Origin of the sequence: Streptococcus porci DSM 23759 (assembly GCF_000423765.1) — a bacterium.
GTDB lineage: Bacteria > Bacillota > Bacilli > Lactobacillales > Streptococcaceae > Streptococcus > Streptococcus porci.
Genome location: NZ_AUIP01000001.1, coordinates 137,715 through 156,897, shown reverse-complemented (window position 1 = coordinate 156,897; position 19,183 = coordinate 137,715). Strand labels below are relative to the sequence as shown.

At 42.8% G+C, this 19,183-nt stretch carries 19 protein-coding genes and 3 pseudogenes; 1 reads left to right on the top strand and 21 read right to left on the bottom strand.

Annotated elements, in window-relative coordinates; translation table 11 throughout:
• The 6 genes and pseudogenes from G576_RS0100885 to G576_RS12030 all read right to left on the bottom strand — a co-directional run.
• The gene (locus tag G576_RS0100885; protein ID WP_027972946.1) at nucleotides 1-228 is read right to left on the bottom strand and encodes a DUF1858 domain-containing protein; all 228 of its coding nucleotides are present in this window, start codon (nucleotides 226-228) and stop codon (nucleotides 1-3) included.
• A 59-nt stretch (nucleotides 229-287) separates the two neighbouring features.
• Nucleotides 288-626 carry an ATP cone domain-containing protein gene (locus tag G576_RS0100880; protein ID WP_027972945.1) on the bottom strand — a complete coding sequence of 113 codons (339 nt, stop codon included), beginning with the start codon at nucleotides 624-626 and terminating at the stop codon, nucleotides 288-290.
• A 77-nt stretch (nucleotides 627-703) separates the two neighbouring features.
• Nucleotides 704-1,210 carry a GNAT family N-acetyltransferase gene (locus G576_RS12035; protein WP_051177934.1) on the bottom strand — a complete coding sequence of 169 codons (507 nt, stop codon included), beginning with the start codon at nucleotides 1,208-1,210 and terminating at the stop codon, nucleotides 704-706.
• 12 nt (nucleotides 1,211-1,222) lie between these two features.
• A complete protein-coding gene (gene dapA, locus G576_RS0100870; RefSeq protein WP_027972944.1) occupies nucleotides 1,223-2,158 on the bottom strand; it encodes a 4-hydroxy-tetrahydrodipicolinate synthase in 936 nt (311 codons plus the stop codon).
• Nucleotides 2,159-2,261: 103 nt separating this feature from the next.
• Nucleotides 2,262-3,338: an aspartate-semialdehyde dehydrogenase gene (locus G576_RS0100865; RefSeq protein WP_027972943.1), complete on the bottom strand. Its 1,077-nt coding sequence runs from the start codon at nucleotides 3,336-3,338 to the stop codon at nucleotides 2,262-2,264.
• 132 nt (nucleotides 3,339-3,470) lie between these two features.
• Nucleotides 3,471-3,743 (bottom strand): annotated as a pseudogene (locus G576_RS12030) (ABC transporter ATP-binding protein); the annotation flags it as partial.
• 18 nt (nucleotides 3,744-3,761) lie between these two features.
• Here G576_RS12030 and G576_RS14110 point away from each other — a divergent pair.
• A pseudogene (locus G576_RS14110) lies at nucleotides 3,762-4,061 on the top strand (hypothetical protein); the annotation flags it as partial.
• 32 nt (nucleotides 4,062-4,093) lie between these two features.
• On the opposite strand, the gene G576_RS0100850 reads toward G576_RS14110, so the two are convergent.
• The 15 genes and pseudogenes from G576_RS0100850 to G576_RS0100775 form a co-directional block, all read right to left on the bottom strand.
• Entirely contained in the window at nucleotides 4,094-6,196 is a 2,103-nt protein-coding gene (locus G576_RS0100850; RefSeq protein WP_027972942.1) for an AAA family ATPase, read from the bottom strand.
• Between the two features lie 607 nt (nucleotides 6,197-6,803).
• Entirely contained in the window at nucleotides 6,804-8,519 is a 1,716-nt protein-coding gene (locus G576_RS0100840; protein WP_027972941.1) for an ABC transporter ATP-binding protein, read from the bottom strand.
• Nucleotides 8,512-10,236, bottom strand: coding sequence for an ABC transporter ATP-binding protein (locus tag G576_RS0100835; RefSeq protein ID WP_027972940.1), 1,725 nt, complete (start codon nucleotides 10,234-10,236; stop codon nucleotides 8,512-8,514). The genes G576_RS0100840 and G576_RS0100835 overlap by 8 nt, the downstream gene beginning before the upstream one ends.
• Before the next feature lie 30 nt (nucleotides 10,237-10,266).
• The gene (locus tag G576_RS0100830) at nucleotides 10,267-10,875 is read right to left on the bottom strand and encodes a lysozyme family protein (protein ID WP_027972939.1); all 609 of its coding nucleotides are present in this window, start codon (nucleotides 10,873-10,875) and stop codon (nucleotides 10,267-10,269) included.
• Complete coding sequence (locus G576_RS0100825; RefSeq protein WP_027972938.1) at nucleotides 10,875-11,852, bottom strand: nucleoid-associated protein; 978 nt, start codon at nucleotides 11,850-11,852, stop codon at nucleotides 10,875-10,877. The genes G576_RS0100830 and G576_RS0100825 overlap by 1 nt, the downstream gene beginning before the upstream one ends.
• Before the next feature lie 38 nt (nucleotides 11,853-11,890).
• A complete protein-coding gene (gene glyA, locus G576_RS0100820; protein ID WP_027972937.1) occupies nucleotides 11,891-13,141 on the bottom strand; it encodes a serine hydroxymethyltransferase in 1,251 nt (416 codons plus the stop codon).
• Nucleotides 13,142-13,154: 13 nt separating this feature from the next.
• Nucleotides 13,155-13,973, bottom strand: a pseudogene (locus G576_RS12020) (metallophosphoesterase family protein).
• Nucleotides 13,970-14,398: a GNAT family N-acetyltransferase gene (locus tag G576_RS0100810; RefSeq protein ID WP_027972936.1), complete on the bottom strand. Its 429-nt coding sequence runs from the start codon at nucleotides 14,396-14,398 to the stop codon at nucleotides 13,970-13,972. Before G576_RS0100810 ends, G576_RS12020 begins: the two are co-directional and overlap by 4 nt.
• Before the next feature lies 1 nt (nucleotide 14,399).
• Nucleotides 14,400-14,786: an NUDIX domain-containing protein gene (locus G576_RS0100805; RefSeq protein ID WP_027972935.1), complete on the bottom strand. Its 387-nt coding sequence runs from the start codon at nucleotides 14,784-14,786 to the stop codon at nucleotides 14,400-14,402.
• A 1-nt stretch (nucleotide 14,787) separates the two neighbouring features.
• Nucleotides 14,788-15,315 (bottom strand): GNAT family N-acetyltransferase, encoded by a 528-nt coding sequence (locus tag G576_RS0100800; protein WP_037618124.1) that lies wholly within the window; start codon nucleotides 15,313-15,315, stop codon nucleotides 14,788-14,790.
• The gene (locus tag G576_RS0100795; RefSeq protein ID WP_027972933.1) at nucleotides 15,315-15,914 is read right to left on the bottom strand and encodes an L-threonylcarbamoyladenylate synthase; all 600 of its coding nucleotides are present in this window, start codon (nucleotides 15,912-15,914) and stop codon (nucleotides 15,315-15,317) included. The genes G576_RS0100800 and G576_RS0100795 overlap by 1 nt, the downstream gene beginning before the upstream one ends.
• Nucleotides 15,907-16,734, bottom strand: a complete 828-nt coding sequence (prmC, locus tag G576_RS0100790; protein ID WP_027972932.1) for a peptide chain release factor N(5)-glutamine methyltransferase — start codon at nucleotides 16,732-16,734, stop codon at nucleotides 15,907-15,909. Before prmC ends, G576_RS0100795 begins: the two co-directional genes overlap by 8 nt.
• Nucleotides 16,734-17,813 carry a peptide chain release factor 1 gene (gene prfA / locus G576_RS0100785; protein ID WP_027972931.1) on the bottom strand — a complete coding sequence of 360 codons (1,080 nt, stop codon included), beginning with the start codon at nucleotides 17,811-17,813 and terminating at the stop codon, nucleotides 16,734-16,736. The genes prmC and prfA overlap by 1 nt, the downstream gene beginning before the upstream one ends.
• A gap of 41 nt (nucleotides 17,814-17,854) precedes the next feature.
• Complete coding sequence (locus G576_RS0100780; RefSeq protein WP_027972930.1) at nucleotides 17,855-18,430, bottom strand: thymidine kinase; 576 nt, start codon at nucleotides 18,428-18,430, stop codon at nucleotides 17,855-17,857.
• A gap of 363 nt (nucleotides 18,431-18,793) precedes the next feature.
• Nucleotides 18,794-19,183, bottom strand: coding sequence for a hypothetical protein (locus G576_RS0100775; protein ID WP_027972929.1), 390 nt, complete (start codon nucleotides 19,181-19,183; stop codon nucleotides 18,794-18,796).

The window sequence follows — 19,183 nt, the reverse complement described above, 5'->3', positions numbered from 1 at the left end:
CTATCCTCCAATCGTATCATAGCCATGGCATTCTAAGGTATACTTAATTGTTTCTAAGGGGATTTTAATCATTTTAGAACCTGCTTTCAAGCTGGTTACTTTTCCCACTGTATTCAGCATGGCTGGATTTCCCAAAGGCTTAAAGCCAAGGTCAATTAGAATGTCTTTCAATTCGGGGTTATTTTGCACAAGCTCAAAAACTGGTTGATTAAGGTCAATCGTATTCATTACAATCCTCTTTTACACTTTCTCGTCAAAGTCGAAAAAAGGAGCCTTAGCTCCTAATCTTATTTAATCTGTTCAAAGCGCAAATGTACGACAATTCTATCTCCATAACCATTGCGCTCTAAATCACGTTGCAGACGATAGGAAATATAGTGCTCTGCAATGTTGATATAGCCAGCATCCATGAGACGATTTTCCACGCAGGATTGAATCATGCTAATAGTTGGACGCTCTGCTTGCGCTTCTTGTAAATCAATAACAACTTTTTTGGTCACCTGCGCTAGCTTTTGACGCCAGTCTTCATCAATCACATAAACAGTCTGCGCTGCTTTGATAATAGCTTGATAAATCTTATCAGGATCAAATTCAGCAATCTGTCCGTCACGTTTGATAATTTGCATATGGACACCTCTTTTCATTGGTTTTCATCTTTACATTCATTATGCAAATGTTTTCATGATTTGTCAAGTTTTTTCGACTAGACTGGGCGTTTTAGGTGAAAACTTCTATTTGAATGCTCTGCTTGTTTGTCTTCGGTAGCGTAATCAAAAACAAAACCTGATTTTTCATAAAAGGCTTGACCGATAAGATTACCTTCCATCAGAGAAGTCACCCACTGCTCGGTGATGCCATAGGTTTCCTTTTGATAGGCTGTAAAAGCATTCAGTAAAGCTGTTCCAATCCCTTGACCTTTCATGGCTGGATGGACGTAGAAGACATAGACATGCCCTGCATTTTCTCCGTCAACGCCACCACCAATACAACCCAAAACTTGATCGTCCTTCTCTGCCACCCAGTAGCCGTGAAAATTGGGAGAATTTTCAGTAACCTCTTTGGTCACACTGACAGTATTGTAATACTCCTTTATCACTTGGTCAATGCAGGATTGAGACACTAAGTCTTTGTAAGTCTCTTGCCAACCAGCGCTACAAATAGCGATAATCTCAGCCACATCTTTCAATTCAGCTCGCCTAACTCTTACCATTGAAAACTCCTTTTAATAATCAGGTCTCACTACTCCTGTCACGGTTGCTTTAGTGGCTTCATAATCACCATCAATGACTACTTTGATGATACGCTTGGCGTCTTCTTCTGGTGCTGCTACAAGTGGCAGACGCAACGGACCTGCAGCAAATCCCATATAATTAAGCACCGCTTTAACAGGGGCTGGACTTGGATATGAGAAGAGAGCATTGACTTTAGGGATAAACTTGCGTTGAATAGCTGCCGCTGACTTGATGTCATTATTCTCGATAGCAGTAAGCATCTCATACATTTCATCACCATTAGTGTGAGAAGCAACCGAAATGACACCGTCTGCTCCAAGGTTCATCGCGTGAAAAGCATCCCCATCCTCACCTGTGTAAATCAGAAAATCTTCCGGTTTGTTTTCAATCAGGTAAGCCATATTGGCAAGGCTGGTACACTCTTTGACACCGATAATATTAGGGTGCTGGGCAAGGCGGAGCATGGTTTCAGGGGTCATTTCTACCACGACACGACCTGGGATATTGTAGATGATAATTGGCAAGTCAGACGCGTCTGCAATAGCTTTGAAATGCTGATACATTCCTTCTTGAGACGGTTTGTTGTAATAAGGGACAATAGCAAGTCCTGCCGCAAAGCCACCAAAAGCTGCAACTTCTTTGGCAAACTCAATGGAGTCACGGGTATCATTTGTACCAATACCTGCAATCAAAGGCACGCGTCCATTGACGATTTTTTGCACCGCAGCGAAAAGCTGTAATTCTTCATCATGAGTCAGCGTTGGACTCTCAGCGGTTGTTCCCGCCAACAAAATACCTTCTGTGTGGTGTGCTAGTAGGTGTTCTACCAAATCAGGCAGAGCTTCAAAGTTGATAGAGCCATCCTCTTTGAAAGGGGTAATCATGGCAGTTATTATTTTTACATTTTTTAAATCTTGAATTGACATAATCTAAACTCCTAAATCATTGATGAGTTTTCGGGAAATCATACTCTCACATTTTCCATGTTTTGATAAAAAGGCTGAAAATAGATTCAGCCTCATATACCATTTATTTGAGTTCAAAGACCATTTCTTCTGTCTTACGAACCAAGCCACGCTCGTGAAGACTTTCTGCAATTTGAACTGAGTTCCAAGCAGCTCCTTTAAGAAGGTTATCTGAAACCACCCACATGTGGATTCCGTTTTCTGCATCCAAATCCTTACGAATACGACCAACAAAGGTCTCGCGGCGTCCAACCGCATTAACAGCTTGAGGATAAAGTTGTTGGCTTGGATCATCTTCCAGAACGGCACCAGGGAACTTCGCAATAGCTTCTTTCACATCAGAAATTGGAGCTGGATCTTTTGTCTCAATATAGACAGATTCAGAGTGTCCTGACAATACAGGCACGCGAACGCAAGTTGCTGAAACCTTGATAGAATCATCTTCCATGATTTTCTTGGTTTCTTTGGTCATCTTCATCTCTTCATAAGTGTAGTCATTGTCCGTGAAGAGGTCGATTTGTGGTAGGGCATTAAAAGCAATCGGATAGTGCTTTTTATCACCACCTGATGGCAAGATTTTAGCTGTTAAGTCTTTCGGATTCACTCCATCAACAACGGCTTCATGCAACTGCCCCAGCGCTTCCTGAATAGCTGTCGCACCAGCTCCAGAAACTGCCTGATAAGTTGAGACGATGATACGATCCAGCCCCCATCTTTGACGGATTGGCTCAAGTGCTACCATCATTTGGATAGTTGAGCAATTAGGACAAGCAATGATGCCCTTGTGAGCATCCATGGCGTGCGCATTAACTTCTGGCACCACCAGCGGCACATCTGGATTTTGACGGAAGTATGATGTATTATCAACCACAACTGCGCCAGCTTTTACCGCATAAGGAGCATACTTGGCAGAGGTTGAGCCTCCAGCTGAGAAAAGGGCGATATCAACACCATCAAATGCTGTCTCGGTCGTCTCTTCAATTGTGAGTTCTTCACCCTTATAGGGCAAAGTCTTACCCGCTGAGCGAGCAGACGCCAAAAGACGGACTTTGTCGATAGGAAGAGTTGATTCTTCCAGCATTTTTATCATCTGAGTTCCTACGGCACCAGTGGCACCGACAACTGCGACTGTATATCCCATATCGTGTCTCCTATGGAAAATAGCAGAGCTACTTTCAAAATATTCTAAAAATTTATCAATAATCCTATTATACCCTTTTTCTCAGCCCTTGAAAAGCTAAAATACAAAAAAGTTCTCAAGAATGAGAACTTTTTAGCAACTAGTTAACTCATCAATCGAAAAAAACTCATCAGCCATTTCCCAAATTGAGGGGTTATGCGTTGCGATAGTGATCGTTCGTTTATCAATGCGGAGGGCAAGGAGAATTGACATAATAGCTTTTTCTGTCTCTAGATCAATTGAAGCTGTCGGTTCATCGGCCAGGATAATTGTTGGATTTCCCAAAATAACCTTGACTAGAGCAACAACGTTGTGACTCTCCCCTGATAATTCATAAATCTTTTTGTCTAAGTCGAGATAGTCCAAAACAGAACAGATCAAAATCAAGAGCACCTTTTTGACTATCTTCGTGTTCGCTATAACTATGCTCATTACTTGCAATCAAAAAAAGGTACTTGGAGGCGGCAGAAATTGCCCTAGAAACGATTAAGACTTGTAAGGAGCACGAGCCCCAGTTACCAACTGGCTCATTTATTGGTTATCATAGGAAATGCTGGTAGACATTTTATGGATATTGACAAAGTACGCCACTACTATCAAGAGGCCAGAGATTTATATAAAATTTATAATAACGATTTGATGTTGATGAAGACAGAAAACTATTTAAGAGAACTTGAAAAGTGACTTTCGATTTTGAAAGTCACTTTTCTTTTGCCTTAGGCTTCTTTTATCACTACTTGTCCATCCACCATGTGAGCAAGTAAGTTTTTTGCTTCTGTATGGTCAAGGTAGTAATCGGTCACTTTGTCACGGATGTCATTTTCAATAACACGGCGTAAGGGGCGTACACCCATGGTTTCATCGTAACCTGCTTCAGTCAAGTAGTTGATGACATCATCTGCTACGGTCAATGTGATGTCCTTTTTCGCCAGAGTTTGGTTGACTTGCTCCAACATAAGGGCAACGATTTTTTTCAAATCATCTTTGCTGAGTTTGTGGAACTCGATAACACCGTTAAAGCGATTGAGAAATTCTGGGCGGAAGTATGGGGCGATGCGGTCCATGATAGGCAGCTCTGCCATTTCCTCAGAAGAAGCAAAACCAAAGCCTGCATTGGAAGTGGCGATAATCACGGTGTTTTTGAAGTTGACGGTATTTCCTTGACCGTCTGTCAGGTGACCATCATCCAACACTTGAAGTAAGAGGGTGATGACCTGTGGATCTGCCTTTTCTATCTCGTCCAAAAGCACAATAGAGTAAGGATTACGACGCACACGCTCGGTCAGGGTATGGCTATTGTCATCGTATCCCACGTAACCAGCGGTCGTACCAATCAACTTAGAAACAGCTGTCTTGTCGCTATATTCTGACATATCCAGACGAATGATGGCATCTTTAGTACCAAACATATCCAGCGCTAGCTGTTTCGCAAGTTCTGTTTTTCCAACACCAGTTGGACCGACGAATAGGAAGGAACCAATCGGACGATTGCCTTCGTCAAAGCCTGCGCGGTTACGGCGAATAGCTTTAGCTACTGCTTCTACGGCCTGGTCTTGTCCGATGACCTTACCTTCTAATCGGTGTGCCATTTCTTTGAGACGTTCAATGTCTGAAGCTCCCATTTGCGATACAGGCACGCCAGTCAAACGTTCAACGGATTCGGCGATGTCGTTGATAGAGGCGGTAACTTTTTGGCTATCGGTGTGATTGGCTTTTTGTTTTTCCAGTTCTTCAATGCGAATTTTGGCTTGAAGGGCTTTTTCGTAATCCTCTTTAGCTGCAAAATCCTCTTGACGAGCTTTTTGCTCCGCTATTTCTGCCTCAATAGTCTTAATATCTGTAACAGGATGCTGAGCCGCTAAGTGAGCGGCTGTCATATCTACCAAGTCAATGGCCTTGTCAGGAAGGCTGCGCTGTGGAATATACTGGATGGAATAATCCACAGCTGCCTTAAGTACCTCATCAGACAAGAGAACATTGTGGTGCTCCTCATAGAGAGAGCGAATGCCTTTAAGAATAGCCAAAGTGTCCTCAGCCGATGGAGCGTTTACCTTAACCTCATTGAAACGTCGAGCTAGGGCTGCATTTTTCATGATGGTATTACGGTATTCGTCCTGTGTCGAAGCACCGATTACAGTCAGTTCCCCACGTGAAAGGGCTGGTTTGATAATATCTGCAAGTCCCTTGGAACCAGAATCGCCGCCGGTTGAGCCTGCGCCCAAGATTTGGTGGATTTCATCAAAGAAGAGGATGATATTGCCCGCTTCCTTGACCTCACTAATGAGATTTTGAATATTTTCCTCAAAAGCTCCACGGTACTGTGTGCCTGCCTCAAGTCCAGAAATATCAATTGAGATGATTTCCTTATTCTTGATAGAGGCTGGCACATCACCAGACACAATAGCTTGCGCTAGGCCTTCGACGACAGCCGTTTTCCCGACTCCAGCGTCACCAACTAGAACCGGATTATTCTTAGTGCGACGTGCCAGAATTTCAGCTGTCTCTTGAATTTCCTTATTACGACCGATGACAGGATCCAGCTTGCCTTGACGAGCTTCCTCTGTCAGATTTGTACCTAGCTTAGCTAGGATACCATCATTTTTGATAGTAGCTCCGCCTTTTTCTTGGGAAAAAGCTGGCGCTCCTTCAGCTTGTGGCAGTTTCCCAGTTTGACGATAGATGGCAAACTCTTCGGGAGTCACCTCACGCCCGTTAATCAAATAACGACGATTTTCAGAACGGTAGCCACCCATATTGCCCATGAGTTGGTTGAAAATGTCGTCCATGTTGTTAAAATTATCAAAGTTATTGTTTTTCATCTTTTTTCTCCTTTTATGATCAGTTCTCGGGTTTTGACCAATACTGACCTTTTTGTTAAAAATTTTTATCAGACGAATCTGATTATTAGTGACCTTCTTCTTGGCGATAACTGGTATCTATAAGAATTTTTGTGTCAGTCTGCCTTAAGTGGTGGAGACGCTAGCGACTGCTAGATCTATCCATACCTAATTTTTAAACCTAATGTCTTGAAAATCCCCACGACTATGGCACCTCTTGAGAAACAGTCTCATCACCACGGCTGTAACTGCCGTTTTGGTGAACTCCCGGCCAGTTTTTCTCCTATTACCAAAATAAATTTTGTGAATATAGGTTCTAGATTTTCACATCAGAGCACTCTGACCAATATTGACCTTTTCATTAAAAAAATTTCCTAAACAGGCTTTCTAATAATCTCAGGTTCGGGAAAATACTCCTGACCAATACTGACTTTTTCTTTAAAAATAAAATGACCAAACATTTGCGTCACCTCTTTCTCTAAGGTTTTCTTTAACCTTATGAGATTATTATACTCCTTTGGTCAGTAAAGGTCAAATGTTTTATACCATTTTTTGAAAGAAAAAACAAGAGAATTTTTTCCCTTGTTTTTTAAGCTGCTTGTGCCATCTGCATCTGATAATAGACGCCTTGAGTTGCCATGAGTTGGTCATGATTTCCGTGCTCAACGATATTACCATCCACCATGACGAGAATAAGGTCTGCAGATTGAATGGTTGACAAACGGTGAGCAATGATAAAGCTGGTTCTGCCCTCCATGAGTTTTTCAAAAGCTTCCTGAACCAAAAGCTCGGTCCTTGTGTCGATAGAAGAGGTCGCTTCATCTAAAATCAAAAGCTGAGGAAGTTTGACGAAGATTCTAGCGATGGTCAATAGCTGGCGCTGACCTTGCGACAAGGAATCACCACCATCAGTCAAAAATGTATCGTACCCCTGTGGTAACTGGCGAATAAAGAAATCTGCATTAGCTGACTTGGCTGCTGCTATCACTTCTTCTCGTGTGGCTTCAGGTTTGGCGTAGGCAATATTATCGTGAATTGTGCCATTTTTCAGCCAAGTTTCCTGCAAAACCATACCAATTTGACTCCGAAAATCAGCTTGTTTGTATTCTGTCAAAGCCTTTCCGTCCAACATTATTCGACCTCCCGTCACATCGTAAAAACGCATGAGTAGATTGATTAAGGTTGACTTGCCAGCACCCGTTGGTCCAACCACAGCAACCTTACTGCCAGCTGGAATGTCAATGGAGAGATTCTGTATGAGGATTCGGTGACTGCCAGGATAGCCAAAGGAAACCTGATCAAAACTCACCTGACCTTTCAGGGTATCATTAACAAGCTCTGCTGGTCCATCGTCAATCAAACTTTTCTCATCCAAAATAGCATAAAGTCTCTCCGCACAAGCTAAAGCGCTCTGCAATTCTGCCAATACGGACGAAATGTCATTAAAGGGCTTGGTGTACTGGTTGACATAGTTGAGGAAAGTGGTGAGCTGACCAACTGTGAAAGTGCCTGACATGATACGATAAGCACCTACCCCCGTCAAGAGGGCGTAGATTAGAGCGTTGATAAATCGGGTCGCTGGATTAACCGTTGAGGAGTAGAAAATCGCTCCCAGTGAATGCTTAGCATAAGTGTCATTGCTAGTTTCAAACTGAGAAATGGCTTGCGCTTGCCCGTTGAAAGACTGAATTAAGCTCTCTTGTCCAATCATTTCTTCAATCAACTGAGTCTGGCTCCCCCGAGATTTCGTTTGATTTTGGTAGAGATGATAGGATCTCTTAGCGATAAAACGAGCCAAATAAAGTGATAAAGGCGTCAATGTAAGAACCAAGACTAGCATAACCACATCAAGTCTTGCCATAGTTACAATGGTCACCAAAATGGTCAAGATACCAACTAAAAACTGATTGAAAATCATAAAGAGCCCATTACTGAGTTGCTCGGCGTCTGTAGTCTGACGACTGACCATGTCCCCAACTCCGCGCATATCCAGATAGGCGATGGGAAGATGGTGAATTTTGCTAATGACTGCCTGACGAAGATTTTCAATATAGGTAAAAATCAAACGATTGTAAAGACGTGGTGCAATCCACTGAACAAGCGTATTAGCTAAAATGACGACCAGCATTTGCACTATTAAACCTGATAAAATGGTCATAGCGTCTGGCTTGACCACACTATCTACTGCCTCACCAATTAAAATAGGCAGATAAATAGTCAAGGCCACCTGCAGGATGGTCAATATAAAAATGGAGACGATTAGCCAAGGACTAGCTAATAAATCTTTCATTAACCGTTTAAGCATGCGACGCCCCCTTTTCTTGTGATTTGCAAATTTCTTGATAAATAGCATTTTCCGCCAGCAGTTCTTGGTGACTTCCAAGACCCGCTTGAATCCCCTTGTCCAATACTAATATCTTATCAGCTTGAGCTAATGACCCTGGACGCTGTGACACCAAGATAAGGGTGGTTTCAGTCAGGTTTTCCCTCAGAGCTGACAGCAATTTACTTTCCGTCAAGTAGTCAAGGGCGGACGTTGCATCATCCAAGACCATGAATGGTGCCCGTCTCAGGAGTGCTCGTGCGATGGTCAGACGCTGACGCTGACCTCCTGAAAAATTACGCCCAAAGGCCTCCACTACTGCATCTAACTGCCCATCTTTTTCAGCCACAAAATCACTAGCCTGAGCTATCTCTAGTGCCTGCCAAAGTTGGTCATCACTGATTTCTTCCGATAATCCCAAAGACAGGTTTGAGCGGATTGTTCCCTTAAAAAGCTCTGCTTTTTGCGGAACAACAGCCACCAAATCACGCCACTTTTCTAGGTTTTTTGGACTTTGTTGGTTTTGAAAAATAGCAAAGCTGCCTAGGCTAGGTCGATAGAGAGCATTAATTAGCTTGACAAAGGTTGATTTCCCAGAGCCCGTTCCTCCAATTATGCCTAGAAACTGCCCTTGTTCTAGGGTCAAGTTAATCTTATATAAGGAGGGCTCAGCAGCATCGGGATAGGTAAAAGTGACCTTATCAGCGACTAAAGCATGTGAAGAATGTTCTTCTTTTAAATCTGCTAACAGGTCTTCTGAAGCCAAGTCAAAAACAGAGGAAATGCGCTGAGCTGAGATAAAGGATTGATTGAGCGTTGTGACCAGCATAGTCAACTTGAGCAATTCCACTAAGATTTGCAAGAGATAATTGACTAATGCAACCAAGGCACCTTGTGTCAATACACCCCCTGCAATCTGTAATTCACCGTGCCAGATAACAATGACGAGAGTCACATTCACGACCAAATAAGTTAATGGTGTGACTAGAATGGACAAGTTGCCTGTTTTCATTTGCTGATTGGTGTAGTCAAGGTTAGCTTGTGCAAATCCATCTATCTCACGTTCTGTCTGATTAAAGGCTCTAATAACCCTTATGCCCTGCATTTGCTCCCGGGTTAGCGAAACAATCTTGTCCAACTGCTGACGTAGCTTTAGGTAGAGGGGGCTTAGTAACCGGCTCATGAGACCAACAATGAGAAAGAGCACCACTACCATGAGTACAAACCAAAGGGTAATACTATGATTGATGGTCAGCGCCATGAAGATGGCTCCAAAGACAATAAAGGGTGAGCGCAGAAAGAGTCGCAAGAACATATTGATTCCAGACTGGACCTGCATGGCATCGCTGGTCATACGAGATACCAGACTAGCGGTCCCAATCTTATCTCTTTCCGCCTGAGGTAGGGACATGATTTTGGAGAATAGCTCTTGGCTCAATTTTTGAGTGTAGCCAACCGCTGCTTTGGCTGAAAAATACTGGGCGGTGATGGCTACTACACAGCCAACTATTGCTAGGACAAAAAGCAGAAAAATCATCATATAGAGATGATTTTTATCCTGATGTGGTATAGCTTGGTCTAAAATTCGCGCCAGCACTAATGGCACAAAGAGTTCAAATGAAGCCTCTAAAAGCTTGAAGACTGGCCCTAAAACGGTCTCTTTAAGGTAGCCTTTGAAATAGGCTAATAATTTTTTCATAATGTTCCTTTTTCTTGTTCAGCACACCTGTCATGAGAAAAGACTGAAGAATTTAATGAGGTAGAGATTGGCTTGAACTTGACGAGAATAGTAGTAATTACCACCATTACGATAAAGTTCTGTTCCACCGTTGAGTAAGGCAATGAGATGGTAATAGTTATAGGTCTCTCCACTCGTATTACCAAGGCTCGGCGCAACGACATCACGAGAGTAAGCCTTGGCCACTTCAATGGTATTTTGTCCACCGTTGTCAGCAACATAATCAATATAAGAGCGCCCAAAATTATAAGCCTGAACAGCCGTCCAGTTATCAACTTTTCGCTGCTCGGCTATTTCTAAATTGTCCGACAATACAGTTACACCTTGTCTCACACTTTCTCTGCTATCGGTGATGGTATTGATCTGCCCTGTGGAGCTTTCACTGGCCTGCATGAGGTCAACCTTACGTCCCTTGGTCTCGGTATAAATCATGGCCAAAACCAGATCTTCATTGGCCTTGGTGTCATTTTCCGATAAAACTTCTTGAACCATACTGCGATAGGACAAAACTGTCTGAACAGCTTGATTGGTTCGGTAAGCCCACCAGCCCACTAGGAGTAAGGCAAGTAAAAACCACAGCCTAATTAACTTTTTTATCATTATTTATTTTGAATATCCTGTATATTTTTGATGAGAATAGAGTAGGTTCCGTCATGATTTTGGATGAATTCAACACTCTCTGCATCTTGATAAACGTTATTTGGCACAATCAATTCAATGCCATTAGACAGTGACAACTTCTGGCTTTCCAATTTCTTAATCTGACGCGAATGGTCAATGTCAGAAACCTTAATCGGCTCTGGAATGCTTTCTTTCAGCTCATCAACAAAGGTTAAACGAGCTGTTAAATTATTGTCAAAGAGCTGATTGGCCAACTTTTCGGGAGATAACTCCTCATCTTCTTCCAAATTTTTAAATATGGCTGATTTCATCTTGGACTGAAAAGCAAAATCATCTTGATTAAAGGAATCGGCCACTTTCTGTGCAACCTGTTCTACCTGTTTGATAGCTTTTTTGACTGACTGCTCAGGCTTGACCTGCAAAAGATTTTCAGAAAAATAGTTGGCAAAAGAACCGTTGTGCTTGATTCGTTTCTCAATCAAATAATATTGTCCCGTTTTTCGGTTAATAAGCAGAGCTTCATCTGGCGTCTGAGCGGCCGACGGCAGATTATTCTGAGTCAGCTTGATGGGTGCTGAGCTGTCGCCTGTTACATGGGCAAAGTTTTCACGTAAACCGACACGCAAGAAGGCAAAGTACTCTTGGCCATCACGGTCAAACTGGATAAAAACCAAGTCATTGGTTTTTTGATCTTCTGATACGACAAACTCTTCCTTCCAAAGCTGAGCAATCTTAAGTGAGGTCTCCATCAAGTCTTCCGTCAAGTAGGAAAGAAAGACACTGTCCTCCTCAAATCTGCCCCGCTTTGCTTCGTCTGAAAAGACCTTAGAAAGCTTTTTCCGGAAATACTCATCAATCCGAGGTGTCAAAACAAGCGGTTCCTCCGCTAAAATGAGTTCAGTATCATCAGGTGTAAACTGATGAATGATTATTTTTTTTAGATACAAATCTAGCATGTGTCCTCCTCTTTTTTGATTTGGACTAAGCCAAATCTTTAGTATAATGGAAACTTATCAGTCAGACTACGCACATCTGCTCGCACTTGATTAAGGACTTCTTCCTTGTCGTGATTTTCAAGGGCTTTAATAATCAGTTGAGCAACTTGGCGACATTCTTCTTCTTTGAAACCACGGCTGGTTACGGCTGCTGTTCCGATACGAATACCAGAGGTTTTAAAGGGTGATAGGGTTTCAAAGGGAATACTATTTTTATTAAGGGTAATATTAACTTCATCCAACAAATTTTGAGCAGCTTTGCCATTTTCAATGACCTTAGTGACATCAACCAAGAAAACGTGGTTGTCTGTTCCGCCTGAAATTACTCGGAAATTGTCGTCTTGAGCAAAAACATCAGCCATGGCTTGACAGTTCTTGATGACCTGAGCAGCATAATCTTTCCAAGCAGGGTCAAGATTTTCCTTGAAAGCCACCGCTTTTGCCGCAATGACATGTTCAAGGGGACCACCCTGCATACCAGGGAAAACAGCTGAATCTATTTTTTTAGCTAGCGTTTCGTCATTTGTCAAAATCAATCCACCACGTGGACCACGGAGTGTTTTGTGAGTTGTTGATGTGGTTACATCTGCGTAATGAACTGGGTTTGGATGGAGCCCCGCTGCTACAAGACCAGCGATATGAGCCATATCGACCATGAGTTTAGCACCAACGCTATCGGCAATCTCACGGAATTTTGCAAAATCAATGATGCGTGAATAAGCTGATGCACCAGCAACGATTAGTTTGGGTTGCACTTCCTTGGCACGGGCTAAAATAGCATCGTAATCCAATTCCTCAGTCTCTTTATCAACTCCGTAAGCAACGAAGTTGTAAGTTTTCCCAGAGAAATTGACTGGTGAGCCATGAGTCAGGTGACCGCCTGCAGCTAAATCCATTCCCAGAACGGTATCACCAGGCTCAATCAAAGCCATATAGGCAGCCGCATTGGCTTGTGAACCTGAATGAGCTTGCACGTTGGCAAAGGTAGCGCCAAAAATTGCCTTTGCGCGTTCGATGGCCAAATTTTCCACCACATCTACACAATCTGTACCACCGTAATAGCGTTTTCCAGGGTAACCTTCCGCATATTTATTGGTCAAAACAGAACCTTGTGCTGCCATGACAGCCTTAGAGACCACATTCTCAGAGGCGATAAGTTCAATATTATTCTGCTGGCGTGTCTCCTCTGCCTCAACCGCTACCCAAAGTTCTGGGTCAAATGCTTTATAATCTTCTTTGTCAAAAATCATGATTTTCTCCTCTTTATTGTAAGTCTTTTATATAAGCTTCTCTGGCAATAATCTCCTCTAGTCGGGTACGATTATGCGTTTGGTTTATACTGGTGCGAATTTGCTCAGTATAGAGTTCAAAAAATGGAAGTTCTTTTTGTCGTGCGTGTTCAATTTCTTTTTCTCTATCATAGAAAACTTTCCTGAAATTGATGCTCACCCCATGTTCATTCACTTCTAAAATAGCATACTGGGCACGAAAATCCTTTCGTAAGGCATCCCAAGGATAATAAGGATTTCCCACCGAACCAGGGTTTATCAGCATTTGTCCCTTACTGCTATATCGCAACATTTGCTCGTGAATATGCCCATAAACTGCAACATCACAGGGATATTTTTCAAAAAGTTCATCTATTCGTTCTTGTGGCGCATGATGAATGAGATCTCCACCCCAGTTCTTGTCAGGATGATTGTGGGAGATGCTGAAACTTATGCCCTCAACTTCTCTAATGACATGAAGAGGCGTTTCTCGAATCGTCTGAATGTGCTTAGACGAAATGTTACGAGACAAATATTGCGACAATTTCAGCAAATAAACTTCTTCACAATCCTCTAAACCATACTGGCCATCAAGTGCTTCCAAAAAACAGTCATCCTAGTTTCCTCTAACTGACACAGAAGCATCCAAGCTAGCTACCAAGTCAAGCAAGTCTCTATCCCCATGTCCAGGTAAAACCAAGTCACCCAATAGCCAATATTCGGTCACACCTTGATTTCTAGAATCTTCAATTACGGCTTCTAGTGCTGTGACATTCCCATGAATATCAGATAACACTCCAATTTTTGCCATCATATCTCCTTCAAAAAACGTTCCTGAGTCTTGTCGTTTTGATAACCTATGGCTTTGTAAAAAGCATGCGCCTGAGTTCTATGGCTTCCAGAGTTAAGGCGTATAAAGGCCAGATTTCTTTGCTTAGCCTGATTTTCTAGCTCCGCCATGAGCCTGTGTCCAAACCCCTTTCCCTGATAGTCGGGCAAGACAGCTAGTGCCAGAATATTTAGCCCAGTCTCTGAGTACGTCGTCTCATAAATCTGTGCATGAACGTAACCAACCACACCGTTTCTCTCATCAATAGCTCCAATCAAGAGGTGTTGGTCGTCAGATAAAAACTTTGTCAGCTGACTCTCAGTCTTCTCCAAAGGAAAAAGATAACCCAGCGCCAACTCATTGATACGATTGATATTTTTAGCGTCACTTATCCTTAAGGGTCTTAGCATATCACACCTCCAAAAATCCCTCTAAGTCAATCTCCGGGTAAAAAGTCATTTTCTTTGCCTTTGACAAGGACAACCATAATGGCTGGTAGTGATTATCTTGGCTTACTCGCCCAAACTCTTCGCCAAAAATTTGTAAAGGCGAAACCTCCACATCTGTCTGAGCGAGAAACACGTATCCATCCTCACAGGTTTGACTACTTTTAAGCATTGTGTCCGATAGGCTAATATTGAGCTCTTCCTTGATTTCACGAATGGCGGCCTGCTGAAAACTTTCTCCACTTTCCACCGTCCCACCCGGTAAGACATAATAAGTTCTGCCTAATTTAACCCGCTTAATTAAAACCATAAATTGACTACTCTTATCTAGCAAAACGACACTTGCTCTCATCTTACACCACTTTCGTCCGTATATAGTTACCAAAAAAACGACACAAATCTTCAGCAAAAGCCTTAGCCTTAAAAGGCAACTTGGTCGTCATGACCTGATAGGTTTCTACATTTTCCTGATAGAAATGCTCTGTCAACTGAAAACCATTTTTTTCGTAAAAAGCCAGACGTCTCAAGCGTTGCTCTGCATTATCACAAAGTTCAAATGGCGGTTCAATGGCCACAATCAAGGGTTTTTCCCCAGCGCTATTCTTCACATTTTGTAACATAGCTGTGCCATAGCCCTGAGACTGAAACTCAGGAGAAACCGCTAGAAAAAGTAGAAAATCTGCTGACTTTCCAGCAATGCTGTAAGAAAATCCGATGACCTTTTTCCCGTCACGATAAGCCTGAAAATCAGCCTTGGTACGCAGGATTTGAAAGAGTAAAAACCAGTAAGGCAAACGTTCCTCTTTTGGGAAAGAGAGGCGATAGAGTTTCCAAATTCTATAAGATAAAGCGCTAAAAGCCTTTACTTTGGTTACTTTCATCAGTCTTCCTCAAACGTTATCTCTGGTATAGATGACACGAGTTCTTCCTTGGTGACAGCACCTTGACGCAGGATTTTGGCAAAATCGCCAGACAAGTCCAAAATGGTCGAATCTTGACCTGTCAGGACTTGGTCATCTTCGTAGCCAGTCACCTGATATTCAAAGTCAGCTAGGATGTCCTTAAAAACCTGACCACTCTCTTTTCCCGAGATATTGGCCGAGGGTCCGATTAGAACTCCAAAAGCCTTAATCATCTCTTGTGTGACTGGGTGGTCTGGCACCCTAAAACCAATGGTTTCAAGTCCAGAGTTAATCCAGCTAGGTACCTCATCATTTGCCTGGAGGATAATGGTCAGAGGACCTGGCAAAAAGGCATGATAGAGTTTTTTCAAAAAAGCAGGCTGATTCTGAGAAAAAGCTAAAATATCTTCAAACGACGCAACATTGAGGTTCATTGCCTTGTCACGGGGACGTTTTTTTAGAGCGTAGACCTTATTGACTGCTTTCTCATCCAAAGCCTTTGCAAATAGCCCGTAGACCGTCTCGGTTGGCAAAACAACTGCTCCACCTGCTTCCAAAATCTCCTTCAAATTAGTCATGACAGACCACCATCCTATCCTTACCGAAAGTATCTTTAAGCACGCGGACTTGTTTTTTGGGAAAATGCTGGCGCAGTAAATCCGCTACTTGCTGTCCTTGCTTATAGCCAATTTCAAAGTAGAGTCTCCCAGTCTCTGTCAGAAAAGCTACCGCTTCTTGAATGATTTGACGGTAGATGGCTAGACCATCTTCCTCCGCAAAGAGGGCCAAATGAGGCTCGCTCTCCAAAACATTCACCCCTACCTCATGGACATCCTCGTAGGAAATGTAGGGGGGATTGGAGACGATAATGTCAAATGTCCCAGTGATATGACTGAAAACATCTGACTGGACACAGTGAAGAGGTGTCGCGTTTTTCTCCGCATTCTCCTTGGCAAGTACCAGAGCTTCAGCAGAAATGTCGCTTGCAGTGACCTTCCAGTCTGGTCTAGCCTGAGCAAGTGAAACGGCAATAGCTCCGCTTCCTGTACCAATATCCAAAACTCGCAGGTCTGCTCTGCCATTTTCTTTCAAAATCAAATCCACCAACTCCTCAGTCTCAGGACGAGGGATGAGCACACGCTCATCCACTTTAAATCGGAGCCCGTGAAAATCCTCAAAACCAATAATGTATTGAGCAGGCGTATGAGCCTTAAGCTGCTGGAAAATCTGCCCAATAAATTCTTTATCCTCATCAGAAACTTCCTGGCGAAGTTGAAAAACAAAAGCCGTCAAATCTAAATTTTTCAGTGTGCGATAGACAAAAGAGAGGCTTTCTGCTTCCTCTCCGACTGCCAAAAGCTCTGCCTCATAGGCAGAAAAAAGTTGGGCATATGTCATTATTTGTTCAACTCTTCAAGTTTTTGAGTTTGATCATAGAGGACCAAGGCATCAACTACTTCGTCCATCTTACCAGACAAAATGGTATCCAGTTTTTGTAGCGTCAGACCAATACGGTGGTCTGTCACACGGTTTTGTGGGAAATTATAAGTGCGAATCCGTTCGGAACGATCACCTGTACCGATAGTTGATTTTCGCTCTGCATCCTGCTCATCTTGAGCAATTTGTGCAAAGTGATCAGCAACACGGGCACGGATAATTTTCATGGCCTTGTCCCGGTTTTTCTGCTGGGTACGTTCTTCCTGCATTTCAACTTTGATGTTAGTTGGTAAATGGACGATACGGACGGCTGTTGCCACCTTATTGACGTTCTGTCCACCAGCACCTGAGGCATGGTAAATATCAACACGAAGATCCTTTGGATCAATATCGTACTCCACTTCTTCGATTTCTGGCATGACCAAAACGGTTGCCGTCGAAGTATGAACACGGCCTTGGCTTTCAGTCACTGGAACACGTTGGACACGGTGAGCGCCTGACTCATACTTGAGTTTTGAGTAGACAGATTGGCCGGATACCATGGCAACAACTTCCTTGATACCGCCGACACCATTGTAAGACGCCTCCATGACTTCAAAGCGCCAGCCTTGTGACTCCGCAAAACGTTGGTACATATTGAGGAGGTCGCCTGCAAAGAGGGCTGCCTCGTCACCACCTGCGGCACCACGGATTTCCAAGATAATGTTCTTATCGTCATTAGGGTCTTTTGGCAGAAGGAGGATTTTCAGTTTTTCTTCGTACTCTTCCTTGGCAGCTTTTGACTCTTTGAGTTCCTCTTTCGCCATTTCCTCAAGGTCGGCATCACCGCCTGCCTCTTTAATCATCTCCTCGGCATCAGCGATAGACTGGAGGATTTGCTTGTATTCACGGTAGGCAGTCACCACATCACGCGTACCTGCCTCCTCTTTTGATAATTCCATAAAGCGCTTGGTATCGCTGACCACATCTGGGTCAGACAAAAGTTCTCCAAGCTCCTCATAGCGATCTTCCACTGCTTGTAATTGATCGTAAATATTCACTTTCTTATCTCTTTCTTTTTATTTTTCTGAACATAGCAGAGCTACGCTTCTTGGGGAGGGGTGAAATAATGTTTTCGGCAAACCGAAGTATAGCTCTCATTGCCACCAATTTGGACTTGAGCCCCATCATAAACTGGCTTGCCGTCCTCCATACGAAGAACCATGGTCGCCTTTTTCTTACAATAGTGACAGATGGTTTTGATTTCATCGATTTTATCTGCTAATAAAAGCAGGTGCTTTGAGCCTTCAAAAAGTTCATTGCGGAAGTCATTCTTCAATCCAAATGCCATAACTGGTATATCCAGCTCGTCCACAATACGTGCTAGATCATAGACATTTGACCGAGTCAAAAACTGACACTCATCAATCAGAATACAATAAGGTTTAGGGCTCTGCGATTTAACAAAGCCAAAAATATCTGTATCTGCACTAATCGGATAGGCCTGGCGCTTCATGCCAATGCGACTAGAAACATAGCCTACACCGTCGCGCGTGTCTAGGCTTGATGTCATGAGAGTGACAGGCTTGCCCTGCTCCTCATAATTATAGGCAACCTTGAGAATCTCGATGGACTTGCCTGAATTCATGGTGCCGTAACGATAATATAACTGTGCCAAAATGACACCTCCATACTTTCCTAGTATCTTGTCTATTTTACCATAAAGGAAGAAATATAGCACTTGTTGGAGTAGAAAAAAGAGAGTGGACAAAAGTCAGAAAATTGTCCACTTCCCCCTTTTCAGGTGTTCAACCTGAAACAGTCTAACCTCAGACCTTGAATGATGTGAACTGACGACCGTCAGCTTATATCTCCCATTTTCAAAAGGCCTTTCAGACCTTTTGAACTCACCTCCGAACAGTTGATTCGAAGGATTACTATCCATTATTTTAGCATTCTAATCTACCACCGCGCCAAGGCGCCTATCTGAAATCATGTTAAGGCTAGGACTTTTATCCAGCTTCTTTGTTCAGGTGAATTTCTAAAAGTCTTTTATATATGGCTTTATCAGCTTATTAAGACTCCAGAAAACTAATCCGTAGCCAGTAAATACAAGTGAAATGATACTAATCCAAAGTCCCTTGCCGCTATTGTCTCCTTGTACTTGAGCATTAAAGGATATGAAAAGATACGCAACAAGAGTCCCTAAACTGGCATAAAAAATTAGTGTTATCAATAGCATGCTAGATTGATCAATTTTCGGAAGGAGGTGGCCAGAATAAACATACTGAATGAGTGCTAGAAGCAAGGCTGTTAAACTTATCCAGATAAATCCTTTTGATGGTGGAAAATCAGATCCCATCAGCATAAAAAGATTGGCAAGGACAAAAAAGCCAACTGCCTGACACATTTGAGCTGTTCTCAAAGTCAT